General features: G+C 72.9%; 16 protein-coding genes. 6 read left to right on the top strand and 10 right to left on the bottom strand.

Annotated features, from left to right (window positions below):
• Positions 1-172: 172 nt before the first annotated feature.
• Positions 173-889: a cupin domain-containing protein gene (locus tag M8C17_RS06435; RefSeq protein WP_252415464.1), complete on the bottom strand. Its 717-nt coding sequence runs from the start codon at positions 887-889 to the stop codon at positions 173-175.
• Positions 882-1226, bottom strand: coding sequence for a cupin domain-containing protein (locus M8C17_RS32120; protein WP_252415463.1), 345 nt, complete (start codon positions 1224-1226; stop codon positions 882-884). The genes M8C17_RS06435 and M8C17_RS32120 overlap by 8 nt, the downstream gene beginning before the upstream one ends.
• Before the next feature lie 93 nt (positions 1227-1319).
• On the opposite strand from M8C17_RS32120, the gene M8C17_RS06425 reads away from it, so the two are divergent.
• The 3 genes from M8C17_RS06425 to M8C17_RS06415 all read left to right on the top strand — a co-directional run bounded on the left by M8C17_RS06425 (position 1320) and on the right by M8C17_RS06415 (position 3959).
• Positions 1320-2393: a LacI family DNA-binding transcriptional regulator gene (locus tag M8C17_RS06425; RefSeq protein ID WP_252415462.1), complete on the top strand. Its 1074-nt coding sequence runs from the start codon at positions 1320-1322 to the stop codon at positions 2391-2393.
• Positions 2390-3409 (top strand): phosphotransferase, encoded by a 1020-nt coding sequence (locus tag M8C17_RS06420; protein ID WP_252415461.1) that lies wholly within the window; start codon positions 2390-2392, stop codon positions 3407-3409. Before M8C17_RS06425 ends, M8C17_RS06420 begins: the two co-directional genes overlap by 4 nt.
• A gap of 64 nt (positions 3410-3473) precedes the next feature.
• Positions 3474-3959: a GNAT family N-acetyltransferase gene (locus tag M8C17_RS06415; protein ID WP_252415460.1), complete on the top strand. Its 486-nt coding sequence runs from the start codon at positions 3474-3476 to the stop codon at positions 3957-3959.
• Between the two features lie 45 nt (positions 3960-4004).
• On the opposite strand, the gene M8C17_RS06410 is transcribed toward M8C17_RS06415, so the two are convergent.
• On the bottom strand, positions 4005-5294 hold the full coding sequence (locus tag M8C17_RS06410) for an MFS transporter (RefSeq protein ID WP_252415459.1): 1290 nt from the start codon (positions 5292-5294) through the stop codon (positions 4005-4007).
• 125 nt (positions 5295-5419) lie between these two features.
• Here M8C17_RS06410 and M8C17_RS06405 point away from each other — a divergent pair, with 125 nt between their 5' ends.
• Together M8C17_RS06405 and M8C17_RS06400 are read left to right on the top strand one after the other, a co-directional pair.
• Positions 5420-6625, top strand: a complete 1206-nt coding sequence (locus M8C17_RS06405) for an NAD(P)/FAD-dependent oxidoreductase (protein WP_252415458.1) — start codon at positions 5420-5422, stop codon at positions 6623-6625.
• Positions 6622-7542, top strand: a complete 921-nt coding sequence (locus tag M8C17_RS06400; protein ID WP_252415457.1) for an RNA polymerase sigma-70 factor — start codon at positions 6622-6624, stop codon at positions 7540-7542. The genes M8C17_RS06405 and M8C17_RS06400 overlap by 4 nt, the downstream gene beginning before the upstream one ends.
• Before the next feature lie 45 nt (positions 7543-7587).
• Here the strand turns inward: M8C17_RS06400 and M8C17_RS06395 are convergent, their stop codons facing one another.
• The gene (locus tag M8C17_RS06395; protein ID WP_252415456.1) at positions 7588-8148 is read right to left on the bottom strand and encodes an NADPH-dependent FMN reductase; all 561 of its coding nucleotides are present in this window, start codon (positions 8146-8148) and stop codon (positions 7588-7590) included.
• Positions 8149-8286: 138 nt separating this feature from the next.
• Between M8C17_RS06395 and M8C17_RS06390 the strand changes: the two genes are divergently transcribed.
• Positions 8287-8751, top strand: coding sequence for a MarR family winged helix-turn-helix transcriptional regulator (locus M8C17_RS06390; RefSeq protein ID WP_252415455.1), 465 nt, complete (start codon positions 8287-8289; stop codon positions 8749-8751).
• Positions 8752-8764: 13 nt separating this feature from the next.
• Here M8C17_RS06390 and M8C17_RS06385 read toward each other — a convergent pair whose 3' ends face one another.
• From M8C17_RS06385 to M8C17_RS06360, 6 genes are all read right to left on the bottom strand, one after another.
• Entirely contained in the window at positions 8765-9265 is a 501-nt protein-coding gene (locus M8C17_RS06385; RefSeq protein ID WP_252415454.1) for a DUF1772 domain-containing protein, read from the bottom strand.
• A 178-nt stretch (positions 9266-9443) separates the two neighbouring features.
• On the bottom strand, positions 9444-11291 hold the full coding sequence (locus M8C17_RS06380) for an IucA/IucC family siderophore biosynthesis protein (RefSeq protein ID WP_252415453.1): 1848 nt from the start codon (positions 11289-11291) through the stop codon (positions 9444-9446).
• Complete coding sequence (locus M8C17_RS06375) at positions 11288-11878, bottom strand: GNAT family N-acetyltransferase (RefSeq protein WP_252415452.1); 591 nt, start codon at positions 11876-11878, stop codon at positions 11288-11290. The genes M8C17_RS06380 and M8C17_RS06375 overlap by 4 nt, the downstream gene beginning before the upstream one ends.
• Positions 11875-13164: a lysine N(6)-hydroxylase/L-ornithine N(5)-oxygenase family protein gene (locus tag M8C17_RS06370; protein ID WP_252415746.1), complete on the bottom strand. Its 1290-nt coding sequence runs from the start codon at positions 13162-13164 to the stop codon at positions 11875-11877. The genes M8C17_RS06375 and M8C17_RS06370 overlap by 4 nt, the downstream gene beginning before the upstream one ends.
• Positions 13165-13199: 35 nt before the next feature.
• Positions 13200-14750: an aspartate aminotransferase family protein gene (locus tag M8C17_RS06365; protein ID WP_374557351.1), complete on the bottom strand. Its 1551-nt coding sequence runs from the start codon at positions 14748-14750 to the stop codon at positions 13200-13202.
• A 96-nt stretch (positions 14751-14846) separates the two neighbouring features.
• Positions 14847-15704: a siderophore-interacting protein gene (locus M8C17_RS06360; protein ID WP_252415451.1), complete on the bottom strand. Its 858-nt coding sequence runs from the start codon at positions 15702-15704 to the stop codon at positions 14847-14849.
• Positions 15705-15707: the final 3 nt, after the last annotated feature.

Raw genomic sequence — 15707 nt, 5'->3', positions numbered from 1 at the left:
AGGCGGCACCCCGACGCCAGGCAAGGCCTTTCCTCGATCTGTTCCGGCGCCGCCCCGGCCCCGCCCCCGATGGTGGTCCCGAGATCGACTCGGTCTCCTGGAATCCGGGCCGTCCCCTCCCTCTGCACACCCCGAATTCAGCGCAGACGGTCCGATGTGGGCGACGGTGGCGTCAGACGGCCGCCGGATAGGTGTCGAGCAGGCCGCACATGCCCAGGCGGCCGCGCTCGACCGGTTCGTCCACCGCGTACACCGCCGCCTCTCCCAGGTGCCCGGCGTCGCCTCGGCCGAGGGCGTCGAGCTGCTCGCCCGTGTCGGCGGCGGCCCGGCCCGCGCCCGCCGCCCAGCGCTCCCGCCAACGCGCCAGCAGTGGCTGGCGCAGTGCCACCGCGGCGGAGTGGAACGCGGCCAGCGCCGTGGGCCCTCCGGCCCGCAACGCCTCGAAGCCGGTCACCGCCAGGTCCCGCCGCCGGTACGCGGCGGTCACGTCGGCGCCTGGCGCTCCCCCGCCGGGCAGCGCCGCGGCGGCGGCGTACGCGGCCGGGTCGGCCAGCACCTCGGGCGGGAACGTGAGCACGGCGTCACCGGCCTCGGGCAGGCCGCTGTTCTGCATCAGCACCACAATGGTCAGCCCGCCGCCGTTGACCAGCCGGTGCACGGTGCCCGGCTCGAACCAGACCACCGCGCCCGGCCGCAGCGGGGTCTCCCGGTGGCCGGCGGCGGTGAGGGTCTGCACGGCGCCCTCGCCGCCGGTCACCACGTACCCCTCGGTGCAGCACAGGTGCACGTGCGGGGTGCCGCCGACCACACCGTCGGGTGCCACGGTGTCGTAGACGCGCAGCCGGGACACCCCGATCCCGCCGGGCAGCGGGGCCGACCGGTCAGGCATCGAAGTACTCGTCGGTGTCGTCCGCCGCCGGCAGCGACACCAGCAGCACCGTGAGGTCGCCGATGGCCCGGTGCCGGCATCCCGGCTTGATCAGGAACGCGGACATCGGTCGGGCCGGGTGGCGGACCCCGTCCAGCTCGACCTCGCCCTCACCGGCCAGCACGATGTAGTACTCGGTGGCGATCCGGTGGTGGTGCGTGACCGCGTCCTGCACCTGTAGGAGGTGCACGCTGGCCTGGCCGTCGCTCTCGGCGATGAAGCCCCGGCGGGTGGTGCCGCAGGAGCATCGCCTGGTGGGAAGGTCGTCGAGTTGGAGCACCGCGAAGCGATCGGACACGGCCGGGCCTCCCTGCGGGAAAGGGCTTTCTCTGCGGTACCGTGACGCTAGCCGGCATGACGAAACGCCGTCAACAGATCGAGGGGGCGGGCCATGGCGACCCTGTCCGACGTGGCCCGGCGTGCGGGCGTCTCGCCCGCGACCGCCTCCCGCGTGATCAACGGCAGCAGCAAGCCGGTCACCGACGAGCTGCGCGAGCGGGTGCTCGCCGCCGTCGCCGAGTTGCAGTACGTGCCGAACGCCCACGCCCAACTGCTGGCCCGCTCGCACCGCAGCGCGGTCGGCGTGATCGTGCACGACGTCTCCGACCCGTACTTCGCCGAGATCACGCGAGGGCTGCAGCGGGTCGCCACCGACCAGGGCCGGCTGCTGATGATCTGCAACAGCTACCGGGACCCGGACCGCGAGTTGGAGTACGTGGAGCTGCTGCGGGGCCACCAGGTGGCCGCGCTGATCCTGGCCGGCTCGGGCTACCACGACGCGGCGTTCACCCGGCAGCTCAACGAGAAGCTCGCCGCGTACGAGGCGACCGGTGGGCGGGTCGTGGTGATCGGCCGCCACGAGCACTCCGGCGACGCGGTGATGCCCGACAACCGGGCCGGGGGCTACCTCGCCGGGCGGGAGCTGTGCGAGCTGGGGCACCGGGCCATCGGCGTGGTGGCCGGCCCGCGCATCCTCACCACCACCACCGACCGGCTGGCCGGGCTCCGGCAGGCCCTCACCGAGCAGGGCCTCGACCTGCCCGAACAGCGGATCCGGTACGCCGAGTTCGACCGCGACGGCGGCGCCGAGGCCACCGCCCGGCTGCTGGACGCCGACCCCGAGCTGACCGCGATCGTGGCGCTCAACGACTCGATGGCCATCGGCGCGCTCGCCACCCTGCGGGCCCGTTCGCTGCCCGTGCCGCAGCGGATCTCGGTGGTCGGCTTCGACGACATGCCGATCGCCCGGGACGTGACACCGGCGTTGACCACCGTGCGCCTGCCGCTGGTCGACATGGGAGTCCGTGCGATGTCCCTGGTGCTCGGCGCCGGGGCGCCGGCGCCCCGGGTCGAGGTGCTCCCCGCCGAGCTGGTCCGCCGGGACACCGCCGGCCCCGCCCCACACCCGCAGCGGGACACGGCAGGCGCGGCGCCACGGGCGCGGCGAGGTGACGCCGCGCCGTGACCGTGGTCAGCCCCACCCAGCGTCCCCTCACGACGGACGACGTGGCCTACCTGGTCCGCGCGTCGTTCGGGCCGCAGGCCCGGGTCCGGGACTGCGGCCCGCTCACCGGCGGCGGGTACGCCACGGTCTGGTGGGTGCTGCTGGACGACGACCGCCGGGTGGTGGTGAAGCTCGCCCCACCGTCCGGGACGCGGTTGCTGCGGTACGAACGCGGGCTGTGCGCGGCCGAGGCGCGGTACTTCCGGCTGGTCGCCGAGCGGGCGCCGCAGGTGCCCGTTCCCCCGGTGCTGCACCACGGCACCGATCCCGCGTACGGCGAGTGGCTGGTCACCGGGATGCTGCCCGGCCGGTCGCTGAGCGAGCTGGCCGAGGCCGACGCGTCGGTCGACGACGGTCCGGCGCGGTACGACCTCGGGGCGGCTCTCGCCGCGCTGCACCGGATCACCGGCGACCGGTTCGGTTACGACGGCGGCCGGGCCAGCGGGTCGACCTGGCGGGCGGCGTTCACCGCGATGCTCGACGCGCTGCTCGACGACGCCACCGACTGGGCCGTCCGACTGCCGGTCGCCCCGGACCGGTTGCGCGCCCTGGTCGGGCGGCACGCCGGCGTGCTGGACGAGGTACGCCGTCCGGCCCTGCTGCACTTCGACTGCTGGGACGGCAACGTGTTGACCGCACCCGATCCGGACGGCCGGCCGCGGCTCAGCGGACTGGTGGACGGCGAACGGTTCCTGCACGGCGATCCGCTGCTGGACCTGGTCTCCCCGCTGCTGTACCGGCGGATCGAGGACGACCCGGAGCATCCGCTGCTGCGCGGCTACCGCGCCGCCACCGCCGAGCCACTGGTGCTGGACGCCTCGGCGCGCCGCCGCCTGGGCCTCTACCGGCTGCACCTGTACCTGCTGATGACGGTGGAGATGCCCAGCCGCGGAATGACCGTTGACAGCCACCCGCATCGGCACGACCGGCTCGCGGCGCTGCTGGCCGCGGAGATCGCGGCGCTCGACGCGGGCTGAACGCCCCGCCGGGTCGGGCAGAAACCCCGTTGTCGGCCCACGTCACCGCCCGTAACCTGCCCCGGTGCAGATTCGGACGTTCGTCGACCAGGACTGGTCGCAGGTGTGGCCGATCATCGAGGAGGTGATCCGGGCACAGGAGACGTTTCCCTACGACCCCGCGATGACCGCCGAGCAGTCGTACGGCATGTGGGCGGAGGCGGCGCCGGGGCGGACCGTCGTCGCGGTGGACGGCGAGCGGGTGCTCGGCACCGCGAAGATGGGCACCAACCGTCCGGGGCCGGGCGCGCACGTGTCCACGGCGAGCTTCATGGTCGCCGCGGACGCCCGGGGCCGCGGCGTGGGCACCGCGCTGTGCCGCGACGCGCTGGCCTGGGCACGCCAACAGGGGTACGCCGGCATGCAGTTCAACGCCGTGGTGGAGTGCAACCGGTCGGCCGTGGAGCTGTACCGGCGGGAGGGCTTCGAGGTGGTCGGCACGGTGCGGGGCGCGTTCCGCCATCCCACCCTCGGCCGGGTCGGCCTGCACGTCATGTACCAGGAATTCTGACCCGGCTGACCCGCCCGCCCGGGGGCCGTGGCGGCACTGAGCGTCTCAACCACTGACGGTGCCGCCGACCGGGGCCGATTGGAGTCCCGGCGGCCCGAGGGCCGGCTCCGCACCGGCCCGGCGGATCGGGGTGAACAGGCCGCCCACCGCGACCAGCAGACATCCGGCCCCCGCCACGACGGTGACCGCCGCGACGCCGTACCGAGCGGCGGCCCAGGTCAGCACCACTGCGCCGGCCGGCCCGAGGGCGTAGTGCGTGCTCCAGAACGCCGAGGTGACCCGGCCGAGCAGATGGTCGGGCGTGATCTCCTGGCGCAGCGACATCGAGCAGATGCCGCCCACGCTCAGGCAGCACAGGTACACCGCGGTCAGCGCGGTGACCGCCGGCACGGTCGTCGCGAGGCCGACGCCCGCCACGGCCAGACCGCAGACCGCGTGCGCGCCAATCCACGTGACGCCGAAGCCGCGCCGACGGCGCAGGGGGGCCACCAGCAGCGCCCCGGCGACCGTGCCGACCGCCGCCAGGCCCAGCACCGTACCGACGGTGCCCTCGGACCCGTCGAGGTCGTGCGTGACATGGTAGATCAGCACGTCCGTGAAGCCGTAGGTCAGGAAGATGAAGACCGACAGCAGGACGGTCAGCGCGCGGAGCACGGGCTGGCGCCACAGGAACCGCGCCCCGGCCAGGAACTCGGCGAGCGGCCGCTGCCGGGCCAGCGGGGCGGCGTCGTCGGCCCGGACGGGTCGCAGTCGGATCAGCCGCAGACCGGCCGCGGAGAGCGCGAAGCTCGCCGCGTTGACGGCGATCGCCGTCGCCGGGCCGAACCGGGCCGACACCACGCCGGCGAGCAGCGGCCCGACCACGGCCGCCGCCGCGAAGGTCGCCTGCAACCGGCCGTTGGCCTCGGTGATCCGGTCCCGGTCGACCAGGTTGCGAACGGCGGTCACCGCGGCGACCTGGAACACCATTCCCGCTGCCTCGCAGACCGGCAGGACGACGAAGAGCAACCAGACCTGCGGGCCGGCCAGCCAGGCCAGCGGCACGAGGCCGTAGAGGACCAACCGGGCCAGATCCGCCACGATCATCAGGGTGCGCCGGTCGTACCGGTCGACCAGCACCCCGCCGAAGATCCCGGCGGCGACGGACGCGGCACCCGCCACGGCGGTGAGCAGGCCCATCTTGGCCACCGACCCGGTCGCCTGGAGCACCAGCAGCGGCACGGCCAGGTAGGCGAACGAGTCGCCGGCGGCGGAGAGCGACTGCGCGACCCAGTAGGTGCCGAAGGTGCGATCCCGCCACAGCGGTGGCCGGACGTCGCCGACAGGTCGGCTCATGGTGCCGAGGGTAGTGGGCCGACCCGCTCCGCGTCGGCTGTGCCGGGCGTCACACCGACCCCGTGTCACGGACGGCGGGGCCCCACGCATCTCGTGGTCGTCAACCCACACGGAGAGGCACCACGATGAGCACAGCACACCAACCCGGCACCGCCCCCACTCACCGCGTCCTGGTGCTGGGCGCCGGCTACGCGGGCATGGCCGCGGCCATCCAGCTCGCGGCCCGTACCAGGCGACGCGGGGACGTCCGGGTGACGGTGGTGAACGCGCAGGAACGGTTCACCGAGCGGCTGCGGCTGCACATGACGGCGACCGGGCAGCGGCTCGCCGAGATGGACATCCCGGCGATCCTGGCGGACACCGGCGCCTCGTTCGTCCGAGGCTGGGTCACGGCGGTGGACGCGCAGGCGAGGACCGTCCGGATCGACGACAGCCGGACGCTGCACTACGACACGCTGGTGTACGGGTTGGGCAGCGTGGCCGACACGTCGCTGGTGCCCGGTGTCGACGACCACGCGTACACGCTGGACAGCGCCCAGGACGCGGCGGTGCTGGCCGACCGGCTGGCGCGGCTCGCCGACGGCACGGTGGTGGTCGTCGGCAGTGGGCTCACCGGTGTCGAGTCGGCCGCGGAGATCGCCGAGCGGTACCCGCACCTGACCGTCGTCCTGGCCGGCCGGGAGGAACCGGGCGCCACCATGAACCCCAGGGCCCGGGCGTATCTGCGGGCCGCGCTCGATCGACTCGGTGTCCAGGTGCGCGGCGGGACGGCGGTGACCAAGGTGCTGCCCGACTCGGTCGAGCTGGCGGGCGGGGCGACGGTCGCGGCCGACGTCGTCCTGTGGACGGGTGGTACGCGGGTCTCACCGCTGGCGGCCGCCGCGGGCCTGACCGTCGACCAACGCGGTCGGGTCGTCACCGACGCCACCCTGCGGTCGGTGTCGCACCCCGACGTGTACGCGATCGGCGACGCGGCGGCGATCCGCCAGGGCTACGGCGTCCTGCACGGCACCTGCCAGAGCGGCATGCCGACCGGGGTGCACGCGGCGGTGTCGATCGTCCGCTCCCTGCACGGCAGGGAGCCCAGGGCGTTCCGCTTCGGCTACTACCACACGCCGGTGAGCCTGGGTCGCAACGATGCGGTCGTGCAGTTCACCCACCCCGACGACAGCCCACGCCGAGTGTGTCTGACCGGCCGCGCGGCGGTCTGGTACAAGGAGACGGTGAGCGCCTCTCCCTGGCCGACCTACCGCCGCATGCTGACGATGCCCGCCTCCGGCGCGTTCTGGCCGCACGGTGGCCGCTTCACCCGGCTCCGGGACGCGCGGTGACCGGCCCGCGGTCGGACGCCGACCAGGGCGTCTTCCAGCGCCATCGCAACCTGCTGTTCTCGGTGGCCTACCGCATCCTCGGCTCGGCGGCCGACGCGGAGGACGCCGTCCAGGACGCGTGGATCAGGTGGTCCGCGGCCGACCGCTCCCAGGTGGCCGACCCCAGGGCCTACCTGGCGCGCATCGTGGCGAATCTCGCGCTGCAGCGTCTGCGCTCCAGCCAGCACCAACGCGAGACCTATGTGGGGCCGTGGCTTCCCGAGCCGGTCCTGACCGACGGCGACACCGCGGACGCCGTCACCGACGCCGAGTCGGTGTCGATGGCGATGCTGGTGGTGTTGGAGACGCTCAGCCCGCTCGAGCGCGCGGTGTTCGTCCTGAGGGAGGTCTTCGGCTTCAGCCATGCCGAGATCGGGGCGGCGGTGGAACGCTCCGAGGCCGCCGTACGCCAGGCCGCGCACCGTGCTCGGGAGCACGTGCGCGCCCGGCGGCCACGCTTCCCGGCCGACCGGTCGCAGCAACGCGGCGTCACCGAACGGTTCCTCGCCGCCGCGACCGGCGGTGACATCAACGTCCTGATGGAGTTGCTGTCCCCCGACGTCACGTTGTGGACCGACGGCGGCGGCAAGGTCCGCCAGGCCCTGCGTCCCGTCGTGGGCGCGGAGACCGTCGCCGCCTGGTTCGCGGCGATCGGCACCGTCACCTACCAGGGCGTCCCGCCCGACGACATGCGTGCCGGCCTCATCGAGATCAACGGTGGGCCGGGCCTGGTGTTCAGCGGCGCGGGCCGGGTGATCGCCACCGTCACCTTCGACATCGACGCCGACGGCCGCATCACCACGATCCGCAACGTCGCCAACCCGGACAAGCTCCGCGCCGTCGCCGACGGCACCACTCTCCACCTCGCGACGAGCTGAGCCGGCCGCGGGGAGGAATCCCGCGGCCGGCTCCGGTCTGAACGGTCAGCGCTGGCGCAGCGGCGCGAGCGCGGTGCTCCAGGCGACGACCTGGTCGAGGGTCGCGCCGAGCGCGTCCCGCTGGTGGTCGTTGGGCTTGAAGACGCTGAAGTTCTCGAAGTCGGTGAAGAGCGACAGCGCCACCTGGGAGCGGACGTCGGCCATCTGCAGCTCACCGGAGATCAGCCGCAGGTGCTCGACCGCGCGGGCACCGCCGACAGAGCCGTAGCTGACGAACCCGACGGCCTTGTTGTTCCACTCGGCGTAGAGGAAGTCGATGGCGTTCTTCAGAGCGCCGGAGGTCGAGTGGTTGTACTCGGGGGTGACCATCACGAACCCGTCGAACGACGCGATCGTCTCAGCCCACCGCAGCGTGTGCGGCTGGGTGTATTGGCCCATCGACGGCGGGTACGCCTCATCGAGGTGCGGCAGCTTGTAGTCGAGCAGGTCGATCAGCTCGAACTCCGCGTCGGTGCGCTGCTTGGCGACATCGAGCACCCAGCGGGCGACCGCTTCGCCGTTACGCCCCGGGCGGGTGCTCCCGAGGATGATCCCGATCCTGGTCATGGTTGGCGCCTTTCAGAAGTCCTAGCCTGGCGACCAGAACGCTAACCACTCCTTGCTTCGTCAAGCAAGTTTCCGCCCTGTGGCTGCCGTCACACCGAGGGCAAGCATTTGCTCAGTCAAGCAACTAGGATGGGACGCATGTCCGGCAACTCCGCAGAACCCCTCCGCCCGCTCAACCCCGACGAGGAGGCGCTGGTCCGCGCCCTGGGCCAGCTGATGTTCGTCCTGCCTCGGGCCATCGACGCCGACATGACCGGCGACCGTCAGCTACCGCTGACCGAGTACACCGCGCTGCGCGTCCTGTCCGAGGCGCCGGGCCGGCAGATGCGCATGAACGAACTCGCCGCGGAGTGCCAGCTCTCACTCAGCGGGATGACCCGCACCATCACTCGACTGGAGACCCAGGGCCTGGTCGAACGGGTTCGCAGCGAGCAGGACGCCCGCGGCTGGAACGCCGTTCTCACCGCCGCCGGGCTCGCCCGACTGGAGGAGTCCTGGCCGAGCCACCTGGCCGCCGTACGGCGACGGTTCCTGGACCACCTCGAGGGCTTCGATCTCGTCCAGCTGGCCCGCGCGTTCCGGCGGATCGGCACGGCCGACTGAGCTGCCGCACGGCTCAGCCGGGCAGCCGGCCGAGCCCGACCAGCGCCCAGGCGAGCAGCCCGAACGCGCCGGTCGACGCCACGGCCCGGACTACGTTGCCGCGCACCCAGGCCGCCTCGAACCGCTCCCGCAGAGCGGCGAGGTCACCCACCCGGTCGACGTCGCCTGCGCGGGCCAGCACGTTGTTGAGCGGCACGTTGACGACGGCCGTGACGCCGAGCACCACCAGGTACAGCAGCAGCGCGGCGACGATCCACGGCAGCACCGCGCGGCGCCCGGCGCCCAGGTGCGACACCGCCGCCAGCAGCGTGAACACCAGCGCGCCGCCGAAGCAGACGGCGAACCAGCCGTTCAGGATGGACTCGTTGATCCGCTGCATGGCGAGCACCAGCGTCCGGTCGTCGGTACGACCCAGGCCCGGCATGACCGCGTACGCGAACGCGGCGAACAACCCGGCGGTCAGGCCGGTGGTCAGGGTCGCGGCGAACAGGCTCGCGGTACGCAGGAAGCCCATCTCACACCGTCCGCACGCCATGGGCGGCGCACCGGGCGGTCACCTCGGGATCAGTCATGCCTCCATTGCACCAGCCGGCGAGCGCCCGGACCATGCGCGACAGCGTCGCGGGGATACGCGTGCGTCTCACACCGCGGGCCCGGTCGACGGTCAGGAACCGTCGACCGGGCCTGTGGTGTCAGCGGGTCGGAGCGTACGGGGCGAGCGGGTTGGCCAGGGTGCCGACGAACTGCAGGGCGGCCGACGGGTCGGCCAGGTCGATCATCTGCTGGTTGTCGCGGAGCTGAAGGCGGTTGAGGCAGGACAGCGTGAACTCCGGGGCGAACAGGTCGTAGCGGCGGGCCCGCTCGGCCAGGTGCGGCACGCGGTCCAGGTAGTCGGTGGCACAGTCCGCGACCGTCCGCCAGAAGTCCTCCTCGGCCAGCACGCCCGCCTCGACCAGCACGGCGTTGAGGTGGCGCAGGAAGCAGTCCACCACGTCGGTGAAGATGCTCAGCAGTTTGGTGTCGTCGGGCACCTCGACCCTGATCCGCTCCACCTCTGCCGGCAGTTCGACCTCGCTGCTCATCACCGCGATCTCCTCGGCGATGTCCTTGAAGATCACCCGCTCGACGGTGTCCCGCTCGTCGAGGACCAGGATGACGTTCTCGCCGTGCGGCATGAACGCCAGGTCGTGGGCGTAGAAGCTGTGCAGCAGCGGGGTCAGGTAGGCGTCCAGGTAGCGGCGCAGCCAGACCTCGGGCTCCAGGCCCGACCGGGCGATCAGCGCCGCCGCCAGCGAGCCGCCGTCGCTGTCCACGTGCAGCAACGCGGCCATCGTGGACAGCCGCCGCCCCGGCGCGAGGCTCGGCACCGGGCTCTCCCGCCACAGGGCGGCCAGCATCTTGCGGTACGGCGAGGTGCGGTCGGTGGCCGCCTCGTACTGCCGGTGCCGGTAGCCCACCGCGGCCCGCTCCCGGATGACGGTCAGCCCGGTCCCGGCGAGCACCTCGTCGCCGGCGATCAGCTCGGCCAGCCAGTCGTTGATCGCCGGGGTGGCCGCCATGTACGCGGCCGAGAGCCCACGCATGAAGCCCATGTTCAGCACCGACAGCGCCGTCTTGACGTAGTGCCGGCGCGGCTCGGTGACGTTGAAGAAGGTGCGGATGGACTGCTGGGCCAGGTAGGCGTCCGGCCCCGGGCCGAGGTGCACCAGCCGGCGCTCGGCCAGCTCACCGGCGAAGGTGACGGCCATCTTGTTCCACCACTGCCACGGATGCACCGGGATCAGGTGGTAGTCGGCGAGGTCCAGGCCGAGGTCGGCCATCCCGGCCGCGAACCGCGCCCGGGTCTCCGGGTCCAGCTCACCGTCGATCAGCGCGTCGTAGTCGAGGTCGGCCGCGCTGCTGAACGTCGAGTGGTCCCGGTGCGCGGCCAGCCACTCCAGGCGGACCGGCGCGGCGGCCTCCGGGGCGTACCGGTGGTACTCGTCGACGCCGAACCCGAGCCGTCCGTTGTTGGCCACGAAGCAGGGGTGGCCCTCGGTCATCGACGTCTCGATGGTCTGGAAGTCCGCCCCGGCCAGCTCGGCGGCGGACGGCAGTGACCGGGACAGCTTGTACGCGGTGCCCGCCAGCGTGGAGGTGATCTCCTCCAGGTAGACCGGGAGCACCCGCGGGGAGAGCCCGAGGGTGTCGCGCAGCTCGATGATCAGGTCCACCGCGTCGGGCGGCAGCGACGTGCCGTCGCGGTGCCGGGTGATGCTGTCCGCGTCGATCTGCCAGTGCGCCAGGGCCAGCACGTGTGCGGCGAACCGGTAGGTGACCGTGCCGTCGTCGCTGCGGATCTCGTACCACTGCCGGTCGTCGTCACCGGCCGGCACGGGCTCCGGGGTGAGCAGCCGCTCGTGGGTGAACTCGGCGAGCGCCTTGCGGACCAGCAGCCGGTTGGCCCGGGCCCACCGCTGCGGGGTGAGGTGCCCGACCGGATCGGCGGTGGCGGCCGGGACGACGGCGGACGACTGGGTGGGGACGGCGGTGGCGGTCACGCCGGGGCTCCTTCGGTTCGGGTGGTGGCGGCGCGCCCGGCGGCGGCGAACCGGGCCCGCGTGCAGACGCTGAGCAGCGCGTCCTTCTCGGGCTTGGCGATGGTGCCGACGACCTCGAAGCCGACGGCGGCGTTCAGCGCGTGCACGGCGGTGTTGCGCACGTCCGGCTCGACGACCACCCGGCGGGTCGCCGGGTCGGCGAAGAGCCAGGCCATGACGGTGCCGATCACCGCGCGGGTGAAGCCGTGCGCCGGCGTGCCCGTGGGGGCGCAGAGGAAGTGCATGCCCACGTCGCCCGGCTGGGCGTCGTACAGGCCGACCAGCTCGACGTGGGCCGGGTCGTAGCGTTCGGCGAGGAACGCGGGTTCCCCCCGCCACAGGCCGAGGTACGCGTCGTGGTGCGGATGGTCGGCGATGCGCCGGTATTCCTCGGCGACACCCGCCAGGTCGGCGTCCTGCATCAGCCAGAACGCCGCCTTCGGATGGGTCACCCAGGAGTGCAGCAGCGCGGCGTCGGCGTCCGGGTCGAGGGTCCGCAACGCGAACTCGCCGAGCTGGTCGTCGACGCGGGTGTAGACCACGGTCACGACGCCACCCCGGCGGGCGCGCCGAACTCCTGGAACGTGATGCTCTTCTCGATCGGGTAGTACTCCCGGCCCAGCAGCTCCCGGATGATCCAGGAGTTGCGGTACGCGCCCATGCCCAGGTCGGGTGAGGTGATGCTGTGCGTGTGGGTGCCCGCGTTCTGCAGGAAGATGCCGCGACCGCTGTGGTCGATGCTGTAGTTGCGGGCCACGTCGAACCGGCCGTGGGAGTCCCAGCGGATCCGGTCGCGCACCGGTGTGAGGAACTCCGGCACCTGGTAGTGGTAGCCGGTGGCCAGCACCAGGCCCTCGGTCCGCAACGTGAAGTCTCGTTCCTGCTCCACCTGGCGCAACCCCAGCGTGTACGCCCCGTCGTGGTGGCCGGCGCTGGTCAGCTCGGTGTTGGTGAGCAGCCGGGTGTTCACCGGCCCGTCGATGCTGAGCGCGTAGAGCAGGTCGAAGATGTCGTTGATCAGGTCGGCGTTGATGCCCTTGAACAGGCCCTTCTGCGCCGACTCCAGCCGGTAGCGGGTCGCCTCGGGCAACGCGTGGAAGTAGTCCACGTAGTCCGGTGAGGTCATCTCCAGCGTGAGCTTCGTGTATTCGAGCGGGAAGAACCGCGGCGAGCGGGTCACCCAGTTGAGCTGGTAGCCGTACCGGTCGATGTCGCCGAGCAGGTCATGGTAGATCTCGGCGGCACTCTGGCCGCTGCCCACCACGGTGATGCTGCGCCTGGTCCGCAGCGCGTCCCGATGCTCCAGGTAGCGCGAGTTGTGCACCGCGTCGCCGGGCAGCCCGGCGACGGCGGCGGGCACGTGCGGCGGGGTGCCGGTGCCGAGCACCAGGTGCCGGGCGCGGTACTCGACCGTCTCCCCCGCCCCGGTGGTGGCACGCACCACGTAGTGCTCGTCGGCGGCGTCGTACTCCACGGTGGTCACCGACTGGCCGAAGCGCAGGTTCGGCAGCTTCGCCGCCGCCCATCGGCAGTAGGCGTCGTACTCGCTGCGCAGCGGGTAGAAGCTCTCCCGGATGTAGAACGGGTAGAGCCGCCCGATCTCCTTGAGGTAGTTGAGGAAGGAGTACGGCGAGGTCGGGTCGGCGAGGCTCACCAGGTCGGCGATGAACGGCGTCTGCAACCGGGCCGACTCCAGCAGCATGCCGGGGTGCCAGGCCAGGCTCGGCCGGGCCTCCAGGAACACCCCGTCCAGCTCGTCGATCGGCGCGGTGAGACAGGCCAGGCCCAGGTTGTACGGGCCCAGGCCGATGGCGATGAAGTCGTGGGTGGACATCCGGCCCTCCAGCCGCGGGTTCGTCGTCGCCGGCATCAGCCGACGTGGCAGGTCAGGTCGGCGGCGGTGCGGTCGTGCACGTACCGGCCGGCGTGGGTCGCGATCAGTTCGAGCACGTGCCCGACGTCCTCGACGGTCGTGGCCGGGTTGAGCAGGGTGAACTTCAGGAAGTGCCGCCCGTCCACCCGGGTGCCGGCGACCACCGCGAGGCCGGAGGCGGCCAGCGCCTCCCGGGCGTGCAGGTTGGCCGCGTCGGCCAGCTCCCGACCCGGGCCGGTGGGCAGGTAACGGAAGACCACCGTGCTCAGTGACGAGCGGGTCAGCACCTCGAAGCGGGGGTCCTCGCTGACCAGCTCCCAGGCGTCGGCGGCCCGGTCGACCACCTCGTCGAAGAGCGCGCCGAGGGCGTCCGGGCCCATCACCCGCAGGGTCAGCCAGAGCTTCAGGGCGTCGAAGCGGCGGGTGGTCTGCAGGCTCTTGTCGACCTGGTTGGGGATCCGCTGCTCCACCATCCGCGCCGGGTTGAGGTAGTCGGCGTGGTAGGTGGCGTGCCGCAGCGCCCGCCGGTCCCGGACCAGCAGCGCGCTGGAGCTGACCGGCTGGAAGAACGACTTGTGGTAGTCGACGGTCACCGAGTCGGCCCGCTCGATGCCGTCGAGCAGGTGCCGGCGGGTCGTCGACACCAGCAGACCGCAGCCGTACGCGGCGTCCACGTGCAGCCAGACGCCGGCCGCCGCGCAGATCCCGGCCAGCTCGGCCAGCGGGTCGATGGAGCCGAAGTCGGTGGTGCCGGCGGTGCCGACGACGGCCATCACCACCAGCCCGGCCTGCCGGCAGCGGGCGATCTCGTCGCGGACGGCGGCGGGCCGGATCCGCCGCTGCGCGTCGGTGGACACCGCGATCACCGCGTCTGGTGCGAGGCCGAGCAGCTTGGCCGACTTCTGCACGCTGAAGTGGCCCGCCGCGGAGGTGATGACGCGCAGCCGGGGCAGCAGGTCGGCGCGTTCGGCCGGGCCGGTCGCGGCGACGCACGCCTCCTCCCGGGCCAGCAGCAGCGCCTGGAGGTTGGACTGGCTGCCACCGCTGGTGAACACACCGTCGGCGTTCGGGCCGAGACCGATCCGGGTTGCCGTCCAGTCGATCAGCCGCCGCTCGATGAGGGTGGCCCCGGCGCTCTGGTCCCAGGTGTCCAGCGAGGAGTTGACCGCGGTGAGCACCGCCTCACCGAGCAGCGCCGGGATGGCCACCGGGCAGTTGAGGTGGGCGAGGTAGCGGGGGTGGTGGAACCAGACGGCGTCGTGCAGGTAGACGTCCTCCAGCTCGTCGAGGGCGGCGCCGGCGTCGCCGAGCGGCCGGTCCAGGTCGACGCGGTCCACCAGGGGGGCCAGCTCGGCCGGTGTGATCCCGGTGCCGGGACGGTCCACGGTGGCCACCCGGCGGGCGACCCGGTCGACGCCGGCGGCGAGTGTCCGCCGGTACTGCTCGACCGAGCCTTCGTGGAGCAGCTGGGCTCGCGCGGCGGCCGGAGCGGCGGCCGGAGCCGGTGGCGGTGCGGTGGTCTCGACGGGGTACGTCGGCACGGTCACGGGGTGTCCTCCACGTTCTCGACGAATGAGCAGCCGGAACCCTCCCCCGGCGCGGTCGCGCGCCGGGGGCCGTGCTGCGTTCGGTTGGGTCGCCGCTCAGGCGGTGGTGTCGGCCAGCGCCTCGGCGCGCAGGTCCTCCTCGGATGCCCCGCGCCGCCAGTAGCCGGCGAAGGTCACCCGCCGGCGGTCGATGCCCCGCTCGCCGACCAGGTGCCGGCGCAGCGCCCGCACCGCGCCGGACTCGCCGGCGATCCAGGCGTACGGGGTGCCGGCGGGCAGCCGGGCGCCGCGGACCGCGGTGACCAGCAAATCACTGCCGGCCGGGGTGCTGCCGCGCACGATCCATTTGATCTCCGCGTCGGCCTCGGTGGGCAGCTCGACGATGTCGGCGGCCGCCGGCACCTCGATCCAGGCGCGGACCCGCGTGCCGGCGGGCAGCCAGGCCAGGATGCCGGCGGCGGCCGGCAGCGCGGTCTCGTCGGCGGCCAGCAGGACGAGGTCCGTGTCGTCCGGCGGGCGGAAGCAGACGCTGCGGTTGTCGTGCACGGCCGGGCCGAGCAGCAGCACCCGGTCGCCGGGCCCGGCCTGGCCGGCCCACCGGGACGCGGGGCCGGTGTCGCCGTGGCTGACGAAGTCGATGTCCACCTCCGCGGCGGCCGGGCGGTGCTCCCGGATGGTGTACGAGCGCATCACCGCGCGGACGTCCGGCGGGAGTGCCCGCCAGGCGCCGAACCAGCCCTCGCCCCGCTCCACCGGGACCACCGGCGCGTCCTGCCCGGGGTGCGGCAGGAACAGCGAGACGCTCTGGTCCCGGCCGCCGCCGGCGAAACCGGCCAGCTCCGCACCGCCGAGTGTGACCCGGATCAGGGAAGCACCGACCCGGCGGGCCCGTACGACGTGCGCGGCGAAGAAGCGGTACTGGAGGGCTACGGGTTCGACGGTGCTCGTACTCATGGC

This window comes from Micromonospora sp. RHAY321 (assembly GCF_023896955.1).
Lineage (GTDB): Bacteria > Actinomycetota > Actinomycetes > Mycobacteriales > Micromonosporaceae > Micromonospora.
Note: the sequence above shows the minus strand (reverse complement) of the source record. Positions and strands in the feature narration are given on the sequence as shown.

What these genes read in the sequence shown, in the direction of transcription:
- M8C17_RS06435 (WP_252415464.1), bottom strand. Translation starts at nt 889, where the DNA reads ATGCCTGACCGGTCGGCCCCGCTGCCCGGCGGGATCGGGGTGTCCCGG.
- M8C17_RS06425 (WP_252415462.1), top strand. Translation starts at nt 1,320, where the DNA reads ATGGCGACCCTGTCCGACGTGGCCCGGCGTGCGGGCGTCTCGCCCGCG.
- M8C17_RS06410 (WP_252415459.1), bottom strand. Translation starts at nt 5,294, where the DNA reads ATGAGCCGACCTGTCGGCGACGTCCGGCCACCGCTGTGGCGGGATCGC.
- M8C17_RS06405 (WP_252415458.1), top strand. Translation starts at nt 5,420, where the DNA reads ATGAGCACAGCACACCAACCCGGCACCGCCCCCACTCACCGCGTCCTG.
- M8C17_RS06395 (WP_252415456.1), bottom strand. Translation starts at nt 8,148, where the DNA reads ATGACCAGGATCGGGATCATCCTCGGGAGCACCCGCCCGGGGCGTAAC.
- M8C17_RS06390 (WP_252415455.1), top strand. Translation starts at nt 8,287, where the DNA reads ATGTCCGGCAACTCCGCAGAACCCCTCCGCCCGCTCAACCCCGACGAG.
- M8C17_RS06385 (WP_252415454.1), bottom strand. Translation starts at nt 9,265, where the DNA reads ATGGGCTTCCTGCGTACCGCGAGCCTGTTCGCCGCGACCCTGACCACC.
- M8C17_RS06370 (WP_252415746.1), bottom strand. Translation starts at nt 13,164, where the DNA reads ATGTCCACCCACGACTTCATCGCCATCGGCCTGGGCCCGTACAACCTG.
- M8C17_RS06360 (WP_252415451.1), bottom strand. Translation starts at nt 15,704, where the DNA reads ATGAGTACGAGCACCGTCGAACCCGTAGCCCTCCAGTACCGCTTCTTC.